We start from the raw sequence: 9,519 nt of genomic DNA, 5'->3' as shown, positions 1-9,519 counted from the left end.
CTCACCCTCCCGGCCCGCTTGGGCCGGGAGGGTGAGGGGGCTCGGGGCCTCAGCCATCGCAATCAGTCGCGCAGCAGCTCGTTGATCGAGGTCTTGGCGCGGGTGCGCTCGTCCACCCGCTTGACGATCACGGCGCAGGCCAGCGACGGGCCCGGCGTGCCGTCGGCCAGCGGCTTGCCCGGCAGCGCCCCGGGCACCACCACCGAATAGGCAGGCACCCGGCCGTAGCTGACCGTGCCGGTCTCGCGGTCGACGATCTTGGTGGTGGCGCTCAGGAACACGCCCATCGACAGCACCGAGCCGCGCTCGACGATCACGCCCTCGACCACCTCCGACCGGGCGCCGATGAAGCAGTCATCCTCGATGATCACCGGGTTGGCCTGCAGCGGCTCCAGCACGCCGCCGATGCCGACGCCACCCGACAGGTGGCAGTTCTTGCCGATCTGGGCGCAGGAGCCGACGGTGGCCCAGGTGTCGACCATGGTGCCGCTGTCGACCCGGGCGCCGACATTGACGAAGCTCGGCATCAGCACCACGCCCGGCGCGATGTAGGCGGAGCGGCGGACGACCGCGCCCGGCACGCTGCGGAAGCCGGCGTCGCGGAAGCGGTTCTCGCCCCAGCCCAGGGTCTTCGGCGCCACCTTGTCGTACCAGACCGCGCCGTCCGGCCCGCCCTCGACGATCTTGCTGTCGGTGATGCGGAAGGACAGCAGCACCGCCATCTTCAGCCACTGATGGGCCTGCCATTCGCCGTCGATCTTCTCGGCCACGCGCAGGGTGCCGTTGTCGAGGCCCTCCAGCGCCGCCTCGATGGCGTCGCGGGCCGGGCCTTGGGTGGCCGGGGTCAGGCTGTTGCGGTCGGCCCAGGCCTGTTCGATGGCGGTCTTCAGCGCGGTGTCGGTCATGGCGGGAAATCGGCAGCCTCTGGTGTCGGGCCCGCACGATGGGGCGCCCCCGTCCGCCTTGTCAACGCCGCCCTAAGCCTAGGTCTCATGCCGATTCGTCGCCGCTGCGCTCCAGCCGGCAGCCATCGATTCGCCAGCTGCCGTCGGGCTGCCGCTGCATGAAGTATTCGGCGACCACCGGCACCCCGTCCGGGCCGACGAACAGCACCTTCTGAACGACCCGGCCCTCGGTCGTGACCAGGTCGCGGAAATCGACCGAACGCGGCCGGTACACCGGCGGATAGCCCTGCCGGACCATGGCCAGGAAATTGTCCGGCGTGCCGAACATCTGCTGGATGGCTGGCGAGGCGTAGCCGAACGCCTCCGCCGCGCGGTCGCCCTGGAAGGCGTCCAGCTGCTTCTGGATCACGCCGACGATGGCGCTCCCGTCGGCGTTGCCGACAATCGCGGTGTTGTCCGCGTCCCCGGCGGCATTACCGGTCTGGGCCTGGGCGAAGGCGGGCATCGCCAGGAGGAAGAGCAGGGCGAGAACGCGCCCCGCGACGTCGCACACGAGTCCCATGATGGCCTCCCCGTTCTTGGTCGTTCTGCAGGGAGATGGCGCGGCCGGGGGCGGCCGGAAAGCGGGCGCAGGGCAGGGGCCTTCGCCCATGCGAGGGCCGCATGTCTCGTTTCGTGTCGGAACGATGAAATTGGGGCTTGCCATCGGGGCCGGGCATCGACTAGGTTCCGCCCGCCTGACGACGGGGCGGCGACGACGCCCCGCAGAACGCGCCCGTAGCTCAATTGGATAGAGCATCTGACTACGGATCAGAAGGTTAGGAGTTCGAATCTTCTCGGGCGCGCCACTTTCCTGCAGCACAGCGCAGGACGATCGACAGAAATTCTCCATCCAAGCTTGACCTGACGACGCGCATTGCCGATGCCGCGGCCGCGCGCGTATAGTGATCGCAAGGGGTCATCCGCGACGTCCCCGTGAGGCGGCAGCCCAAAGATCGCGTCCATGTTTCCTCATCGAGGGATGGACGTCATGCCGTCGAACACCGAAATCACCACGTCACAATTGACCCGCCTCGTCGGCCTGACCAGTGCGCCGACGATCGTCGATGTCCGCACGCCCGAGGACTACGAGGCCGATCCGCGCCTGCTCCCGGGAACTCAGCGCCGGGACTTCCGGTCGGTCGCGACCTGGGCGGCGGACTTCGCCGGCCGCAACGTCGTCGTGGTCTGCCAGAAGGGCCTGAAGCTGAGCCAGGGCGTCACCGCCTGGCTGCTGCATGAAGGCATCCGGGCCGAGACCCTCGAAGGCGGCTTCGAGGCCTGGCGGGACGCCGGCGGGCTGCTGGTCGAGACCGGCAGGCTGCCGCCGCGGGATGCGGCCGGGAGGACCGTCTGGGTCACCCGTGCCCGGCCCAAGGTCGACCGCATCGCCTGCCCCTGGCTGATCCGTCGCTTCGTCGATCCCGGGGCCGTGTTCCTGTTCGTCACCGCCGCCGAGGTGCCGGCGGTCGCCGACCGCTTCCAGGCCACGCCCTTCGACATCGACGGCGTGTTCTGGAGCCATCGCGGCGAACGCTGCACCTTCGACACCATGATCGAGGAGTTCGGGCTGGCCTCAGAACCGCTCGACCGCCTGGCGACGATCGTGCGCGGGGCGGACACGGCGCGGCTCGACCTCGCGCCACAGGCGGCCGGCCTCCTGGCGGCCTCGCTCGGCCTGTCGCGCATGTATCGCGACGATCTCGGCCAGCTCGCGGCCGGGCTGGCGCTGTATGACGCCTTCTATCGCTGGTGCCGGGACGCGACCGAGGAAACGCACAACTGGCCCTCCGGCCCGAAGCCGGCGTGAGGGCCGGGCCATGTCGATCGCCACTGCCGACAAGGCCGTGCCCGTTGCGCCGGCCGCCCCGACCTTCGCCGAGGCGGCCGGGGTCTGGGCGAAGATCGGGCTGCTCAGCTTCGGCGGCCCGGCCGGCCAGATCGCGCTGATGCACAAGGAACTGGTCGAGGAGCGCCGCTGGATCGGAGAGCAGCGATTCCTGCATGCGCTCAACTACTGCATGCTGCTGCCGGGACCGGAGGCGCAGCAGCTGGCCATCTATATCGGCTGGCTGCTGCACCGCACGGCCGGCGGCCTCGTCGCCGGGATCCTGTTCATCCTGCCCGGCGCCGCGGTGATGCTGGGCCTCAGCATCCTCTACGTGCTCTATCGCCAGGTCGCGCTGGTCGAGGCGCTGTTCTTCGGCGTGAAGGCGGCGGTGCTCGCCGTCGTGGTCGAGGCGGTGCTGCGGATCGGCCGGCGGGCGCTGAGGAATCAGATGATGGTCGTGGTCGCGGCGGCGGCCTTCGTCGGCCTCGCCGTCCTCCGCATCCCGTTCCCGCTGATCGTCCTGGCCGCCGGGCTCTGCGGCTGGATCGGCAGCCGCCGGGCGCCCGGGCTGTTCGCCTCCGCCGGACACAGCGGGAGCGCGGAACCCGATGCGGAGGCCGTGGTCGACCGGATGTTCGAGCGCGGCGAGCTGGCCCATGCCGACCCGTCCTGGCGGCGGGCCGCCCGCGTGCTGGCGCTGTGGCTGCCGGTCTGGCTCGGGCCGGTCGTCCTGCTGTGGCTCGCGGCGGGGCCGGCGGCGATCTGGACGCAGATCGGTGGCTTCTTCAGCCTGATGGCCGTCGTCACCTTCGGCGGTGCCTATGCGGTGCTGGCCTATGTCGCCCAGGCCGCGGTCGACAGCTTCGGCTGGCTCGCACCGGGCGAGATGGTCGACGGCCTCGGTCTGGCCGAGACCACGCCCGGGCCGCTGATCCTGGTGCTGCAATTCGTCGGCTTCCTCGCCGCCCATCGCGCGCCCGGCGGGCTCGACCCCCTGCTCGCCGGGTGTCTCGGGGCGCTGCTGACCGTCTGGGTCACCTTCGCGCCGTGCTTCCTGTGGATCTTTCTCGGCGCGCCCTATGTCGAGGCGCTGCGCGGCAACCGGGCGATCTCGGCGGCGCTGTCGGCGATCACCGCCGCGGTGGTCGGGGTGGTGCTGAACCTTGCGCTGTGGTTCGCGCTGCATGTCGTGTTCCGCGAGGCGCGAACCTTCGACATCCTCGGCATCGGCCCGGACCTGCCTGTGCTCGGCACGATCGATTGGCGGGCGGCCATCCTCGCGGCTGCCGCGCTGATCGCGATGCTGCGGTTCAGGATCGGAATGATCCCGACGCTCGCCGCATGCGCCCTGGCCGGCATCGGGCTCGGCCAGCTGCCGGCATGAAGGGCCGCCGGGCTCCGGCCCCGGACCGGAAAATCCTTTAAGCCTAAACTAATTTGCCGTAGTCTTCCGCCACGGGGCCGGGATCGCGTGGCCGGCCCGGGACGGGAGGCGGAGATGCGGATCACGGTCATCGGCGGCGGTCCGGGCGGCCTGTACTTCGCGCTGCTGACCAGGAAGGCGCGGCCGGACTGGCAGGTCGCGGTGGTGGAGCAGAACCGCGCCGACGACACCTTCGGCTTCGGCGTCGTCTTCTCCGACGACACGCTGGACGAGTTCCTGTCGCGCGACCCGGAATCCTATGAGCGGATCCGCGACCGCTTCGCCTATTGGGACGACGTCGCCATCCACTACAAGGGCGAGGAGATCCGCTGCGGCGGCAACGGCTTCTGCGGCACCTCGCGGATGACGCTGCTGCAGATCCTGCAGCAGCGCTGCCGCGAGGTCGGGGTCGAGCTGTCCTTCTCTGACCGGATCGACCCGGCGACGCTGGGCGAGCGCTTCGCCGACTCCGACATCATCGTTGCTGCGGACGGTATCAACTCGGCGATCCGCGAGCATTTCCGCGACGAATTCCGGCCCGAGGTCTCAGTCAAGGCCAACCGCTTTTGCTGGATGGGCTCGACCCGGCCGATGGGCGAGTTCAACTACTTCTTCCGCCAGACCGACCACGGCGTGATCTGCGCCCACACCTACCAATACGAGGCGGGGGAGGGTGAGGGCCGCTCGACCTGGGTGTTCGAGATGGACGAGGCCTGCTGGCAGGGCCACGGCTTCACCGAGGCGGATGAGGAGGGCTCGCGGGAGAAGCTGGCCGCGATCTTCGCCGAGGAACTGCAGGGCCATCCGCTGCTGCTGAACCGGTCGATGTGGCGGCGCTTCCCGCGGATCTTCTGCGAGCGCTGGTGGCACAACAACATCGTGCTGCTGGGCGACGCCAAGGCCTCGGCGCATTTCTCGATCGGCTCCGGCACCAAGCTGGCGATGGAATGCGCCATCGCCCTCTCGGACGCGGTGGTTGCGCATGGCGAGGCCAGCGTCGAGACGGCCTTCGCCGCCTATGACAAGGCCCGCCGCACGCCCTGCCAGGTGACCCAGCACAATGCCGATGTGTCGCTGGCCTGGTTCGAGCACATGAACCGGTCCACCGACATGGACCCGATGCAGTTCGCCATGGTGGTGATGTGCCGGGCCAAGTCGATCACCTACGACAACCTCAAGATCCGCGACCCGGACTTCGTGCGTCGCGCCGACGATGCCTATTACGACCGGCTGTGGCGCGAGACCGGCGACGACTACCGCGCCAGCCGGCCGACGCCGATGTTCACCCGCTTCCGGCTGCGGGGGATGGATCTGGCGAACCGCGTGGTGATGGCGCCGATGGCGCAGTACTCCGCCGACCGCGACGGCAACCTGACCGACTGGCATTTCGTGCACTATGCCTCGCATGCCCTCGGCGGCATGGGGCTGATGTTCGTCGAGATGACCTGCCCGTCGCCGGACGCCCGCATCACCCTGGGCTGCCCCGGCCTGTGGACCGACGCGCATGAGGCGCAGTGGAAACGGGTGGTCGATTTCGTGCACGCCCATGGCGATACGAAGATCGCCATGCAGCTGGGCCATTCCGGCCGCAAGGGGTCGACCCAGCTGGGCTGGCAGAAGGCCGACCACCCGATCGCCGAGCCGGCGGACAACTGGCCGGTGATCTCGGCCTCGCCCTTGCCCTGGATCGAGGGCGTCAGCCCGGTGCCGGCGGAGATCGGGCGGGCGGAGATGGACCGGATCACGGCCGATTTCGTGCAGGCCACCGCGCGGGCCGCCCGGGCCGGGTTCGACCATCTCGAGCTGCACTGCGCCCATGGCTACCTGCTGGCATCGTTCCTGTCGCCGCTGACCAACCGGCGGACGGACGAGTACGGAGGGTCTATCGAGAACCGGCTGCGCTATCCGCTGGAGGTGTTCCGGGCGATGCGGGCGGTGTGGTCGGAGGACCGGCCGATGTCGGTGCGCATCTCCGCCACCGACTGGGCCGAGGGCGGCATCGGCGAGGACGAAATCTTCGCCATCGCCGAGGCCTTCCGCGACGCCGGCTGCGACCTGATCGACGTCTCCGCCGGCCAGACCGTGCCGGACCAGAAGCCGGTCTATGGCCGGATGTTCCAGGTCCAGTTCGCCGAGGCCATCCGTAACGTGCCGAGGATGGCGACCATGGCGGTGGGCGCGATCACCGAGCCGGGGCAGATCAACACCATCCTGCACACCCGTCGGGCCGATCTGGTGGCGCTGGGCCGGCCGCATCTGTGGAACCCGACCTTCGTCCGCCAGGCCGAGGCCTGGTACGGGGGGCGCGGCCAGGCCTGGCCGCAGCAATACTGGCCCGGCCGCGACCAGGCCTTCCGCGAGATCGCCCGGTCGGCCGACAAGCAGGCCGAGCTGCAGATCAAGGCCAAGCCGAAGCGGCACGGACGGTAGGACGAGGGGCGGGGGCTCGACGGCGCGGCCCCACCCCCTCACCCTCCCGTCGCCAACGCGACGGGCCCCTCCCTCTCCCCGAGGAGAGGGGAATATGAGTCGCGGCCGCTTTACCTCTCCCCTGGGGAGAGGTCGAAATCGCGTTAGCGATTTCGGGTGAGGGGGCGGCTCCGGCCCATCCGATTCACGTCCCTATCGCCGGGCCCTGGCCACCGCCTCGGCCAACCGGTCCAGCTCCGCCTCGGTGTGCAGGTATGAGACGGCGGCGCGGCAGATGTCGCCCAGGCCGCGGGCGGTCATGTCGAGCGGCGTGTACATCACGCCGTTGACCGCAATGGTGATCCCCTCGGACGCTAGGCGCCGGCGCAGCGCCGAGGGCTCCACCCCCTCCACCGCGAAGGACACCAGCGCGGCCTGCTCGATCCCGCGGTCATGCAGGGTGACGCCGGGGACCGCCGCCAGCCGGACGCGCAGCCCCTGCGCCAGCCCGTCGAGCCGGGCACGGATGGCGTCGATGCCGAGGCCGCGGGCGAGGCGGATCGCGGTGCCTAGGCCGAGCCGCAGCGCCATCGGGAAGTCGCCCGCCTCGAAGCGCAGCGCGCCGTCCTGCAGCCGCGGGCCGTCGGGCGTCCAGGCAGCGGTGCGGGCGTCGTGATAGGGCGGGTCGAGCCGGTCGAGGAAATCCCGCCGGACATAGAGCAGCCCGGTGCCGCGCGGCCCGCGCAGATGCTTGCGGCCGGGCGCGATCAGCACGTCGCAGCCCAGCGCCGCGACATCGACCGGCAGCTGGCCGATCGCCTGGGAGGCATCGATGAAATAGGGCACGCCGGCGGCGCGGGCCACCCGGCCGATCTCCGCCGCCGGATTGATCAGCCCGCCATTGGCGCCGATCCAGGTCAGCGACACCAGCCTCACCCGGTCGTCGATCATCGCCGCCAGCGCCTCGGGGGAAGCGCGGCCGGTGTCGTCGCAGGGGATCACCTCGATCACCGCCCCGGTGCGGGCGGCGGCGCGCTGCATCGTGGTGAGGTTGCCGGCCCATTCCTGCCGGGCGACCAGGATGCGGTCGCCGGCCTTGAGAGCCCGATCTGACGAAACAAGGCCGGCGAAGGCCAGGCCCCAGCCCTGGGTGGCGCTGCCGGTGAAGGCGATCTCGGCCGGCGTCGCGCCGATCAGCGCCGCGGCGTCGGCCCGCGCCTCCTCCAGCACCGGCGCGGCGGCCTGCCCGGCCTCGATCGGGCCGGACACCGCCTCGTGCTGCAGATGGGCCAGCACCGTGTCCAGCACCGGCTGCGGCGGCAGCGAGCTGCCGGCATGGTTGAAATGCAGCACCCGGTCGATGCCGGGCGTCTCCGCGCGCAGCCGTGCCAGATCCATGATCAGCCCTCGAGCTCGACGATCGCCTCGACCTCGACCGAGACGCCGCGCGGCAGGGCGGCGACGCCGACCGCGGCGCGGGCGTGCTTGCCCTTGTCGCCGAACACCGCGGCGATCAGGTCCGAGGCGCCGTTGCCGACCTGCGGCTGCTGGGTGAAGCCGGGCGCCGAGGCGACGAAGACGCCGAGCTTGACCACGCGGCGGATGCGGGCGAGCTCGCCGCCGGTCGCGGCCGCGACCTGGGCCAGGATGGCCAGGGCGCAGGCCTGCGCCGCCTTCTGCCCGTCCTCGATCGTGACGGTGTCGCCGAGATGGCCGAGCCAGGCCGGGCCGTTGCGGTCCTGCGAGATCTGGCCGGAGATGAACAGCAGGGTGCCGGCCTGGACATAAGGCACGTAGTTGGCGGCCGGGGCGGGGGCGGCGGGCAACTCATGGCCCAGGGCGGCGACGGCTTCGGCGATGGTCTTCGGCATGGTCGGGGTCCTCGGTGTCGGAAGCCCGGATGCTAGCCGCCGCCGGCCCCGCCGACGAACGCCAAGTTTTCGCCCTATGGGTGACTCTAGCTCACCTGTATACCGAGGAGGAGGCGGCCGGCGCCATTGACCGTGACGGTCAGGTCCTCGTAATCGGCGATCACCGGGTGGCGCGTCGCCATCGGGCGGTGATGGGTGGCGCCGACGACCATGACGGTCGCGCCCGACGCCTCGGCCGCGGCGATGCCGGCCGGCGCATCCTCCCACACCAGGCAGTCCTCGGGGTCGGCGCCCAGCCGCTTCGCCGCGGCCAGGAACCCGTCCGGCGCCGGCTTGCCACGGACGACATCCTCGGCGGTGACCAGCACCGGCGGCGGGACCAGCCCGGCGGCGGCCAGGCGCTTGGCCGCGAGATCCCGCGGCGCCGAGGTGACGATGGCCCAGCGGTCCGGCGGCAGGGCCTGCAGGAACCGCTGCACCCCGGCGATGGCGACCACGCCGTCGACATCGTCGATCTCGGCCTGGGTCAGCTCCGCGGCCTCGCGCGCCACCTCCGCCTCGGGGATGCCCCAGCGGCGGATGGTCTCGACCGCGCGCACGCCATGCATGGTCTCGACCACCGCGGCGGCGTCGAGCCCGTGCCGCTCGGCCCAGCGGGTCCAGACCCGGACGGCCGAGGCGATGCTGTCCAGCAGGGTGCCGTCCATGTCGAACAGGAAGGCGGCATAGCTTCGCTGCATCAGCATCGGTGCATCCATGGCGTCATCGGGAGGCGGGCACGATGCCCCAGCGCAGCGAACCGTGCCAGCGGCGCCCGCGGCATGGGCGCCATTCGTTTACGCGGGTCCTGCCGCCTCGCCGCGGATCCAGCCGAGGAAGGCGGTCACGGGCGGGGGCAGGACCCGCGTAAACGCCCCAGCGCAGCGAACCGTGCCAGCGGCGCCCGCGGCATGGGCGCCATTCGTTTACGCGGGTCCTGCCGCCTCGCCGCGGATCCAGCCGAGGAAGGCGGTCACGGGCGGGGGCAGGACCCGCGTAAAC

General features: G+C 71.0%; 8 protein-coding genes and 1 tRNA gene. 4 read left to right on the top strand and 5 right to left on the bottom strand.

What is annotated here, in order from left to right:
- Positions 1–62: 62 nt before the first annotated feature.
- The gene (gene dapD, locus BWR60_RS34625) at positions 63–905 is read right to left on the bottom strand and encodes a 2,3,4,5-tetrahydropyridine-2,6-dicarboxylate N-succinyltransferase (protein ID WP_088157664.1); all 843 of its coding nucleotides are present in this window, start codon (positions 903–905) and stop codon (positions 63–65) included.
- 85 nt (positions 906–990) lie between these two features.
- Positions 991–1,467: a DUF4864 domain-containing protein gene (locus tag BWR60_RS34620; protein ID WP_179222071.1), complete on the bottom strand. Its 477-nt coding sequence runs from the start codon at positions 1,465–1,467 to the stop codon at positions 991–993.
- A 209-nt stretch (positions 1,468–1,676) separates the two neighbouring features.
- On the opposite strand from BWR60_RS34620, the gene BWR60_RS34615 reads away from it, so the two are divergent.
- The 4 genes from BWR60_RS34615 (at position 1,677) to BWR60_RS34600 (ending at position 6,628) form a co-directional block, all read left to right on the top strand.
- Positions 1,677–1,753: transfer RNA gene (locus tag BWR60_RS34615), tRNA-Arg, on the top strand.
- Positions 1,754–1,935: 182 nt separating this feature from the next.
- Complete coding sequence (locus tag BWR60_RS34610) at positions 1,936–2,754, top strand: chromate resistance protein ChrB domain-containing protein (RefSeq protein WP_088157660.1); 819 nt, start codon at positions 1,936–1,938, stop codon at positions 2,752–2,754.
- 10 nt (positions 2,755–2,764) lie between these two features.
- Positions 2,765–4,159: a chromate efflux transporter gene (gene chrA / locus BWR60_RS34605; protein ID WP_088157658.1), complete on the top strand. Its 1,395-nt coding sequence runs from the start codon at positions 2,765–2,767 to the stop codon at positions 4,157–4,159.
- 114 nt (positions 4,160–4,273) lie between these two features.
- Positions 4,274–6,628, top strand: a complete 2,355-nt coding sequence (locus BWR60_RS34600; RefSeq protein ID WP_088157656.1) for an oxidoreductase — start codon at positions 4,274–4,276, stop codon at positions 6,626–6,628.
- 192 nt (positions 6,629–6,820) lie between these two features.
- On the opposite strand, the gene BWR60_RS34595 is transcribed toward BWR60_RS34600, so the two are convergent.
- The 3 genes from BWR60_RS34595 to BWR60_RS34585 form a co-directional block, all read right to left on the bottom strand.
- Positions 6,821–8,005, bottom strand: coding sequence for an aminotransferase class V-fold PLP-dependent enzyme (locus tag BWR60_RS34595; protein ID WP_088157654.1), 1,185 nt, complete (start codon positions 8,003–8,005; stop codon positions 6,821–6,823).
- Positions 8,006–8,007: 2 nt separating this feature from the next.
- Positions 8,008–8,478, bottom strand: coding sequence for a RidA family protein (locus BWR60_RS34590; RefSeq protein WP_088157652.1), 471 nt, complete (start codon positions 8,476–8,478; stop codon positions 8,008–8,010).
- A gap of 86 nt (positions 8,479–8,564) precedes the next feature.
- Positions 8,565–9,224, bottom strand: a complete 660-nt coding sequence (locus BWR60_RS34585; RefSeq protein WP_088157650.1) for an HAD-IA family hydrolase — start codon at positions 9,222–9,224, stop codon at positions 8,565–8,567.
- Positions 9,225–9,519: the final 295 nt, after the last annotated feature.

It is taken from the genome of Inquilinus limosus, assembly GCF_002195995.1.
In the GTDB taxonomy this organism is placed as follows: Bacteria; Pseudomonadota; Alphaproteobacteria; order DSM-16000; family Inquilinaceae; genus Inquilinus; species Inquilinus limosus_C.
This window is presented reverse-complemented; position numbering and strand designations above follow the sequence as displayed.

What these genes read in the sequence shown, in the direction of transcription:
- chrA (WP_088157658.1), top strand. Translation starts at nt 2,765, where the DNA reads ATGTCGATCGCCACTGCCGACAAGGCCGTGCCCGTTGCGCCGGCCGCC.
- dapD (WP_088157664.1), bottom strand. Translation starts at nt 905, where the DNA reads ATGACCGACACCGCGCTGAAGACCGCCATCGAACAGGCCTGGGCCGAC.
- BWR60_RS34610 (WP_088157660.1), top strand. Translation starts at nt 1,936, where the DNA reads ATGCCGTCGAACACCGAAATCACCACGTCACAATTGACCCGCCTCGTC.
- BWR60_RS34595 (WP_088157654.1), bottom strand. Translation starts at nt 8,005, where the DNA reads ATGGATCTGGCACGGCTGCGCGCGGAGACGCCCGGCATCGACCGGGTG.
- BWR60_RS34590 (WP_088157652.1), bottom strand. Translation starts at nt 8,478, where the DNA reads ATGCCGAAGACCATCGCCGAAGCCGTCGCCGCCCTGGGCCATGAGTTG.
- BWR60_RS34585 (WP_088157650.1), bottom strand. Translation starts at nt 9,224, where the DNA reads ATGCTGATGCAGCGAAGCTATGCCGCCTTCCTGTTCGACATGGACGGC.
- BWR60_RS34600 (WP_088157656.1), top strand. Translation starts at nt 4,274, where the DNA reads ATGCGGATCACGGTCATCGGCGGCGGTCCGGGCGGCCTGTACTTCGCG.
- BWR60_RS34620 (WP_179222071.1), bottom strand. Translation starts at nt 1,467, where the DNA reads ATGGGACTCGTGTGCGACGTCGCGGGGCGCGTTCTCGCCCTGCTCTTC.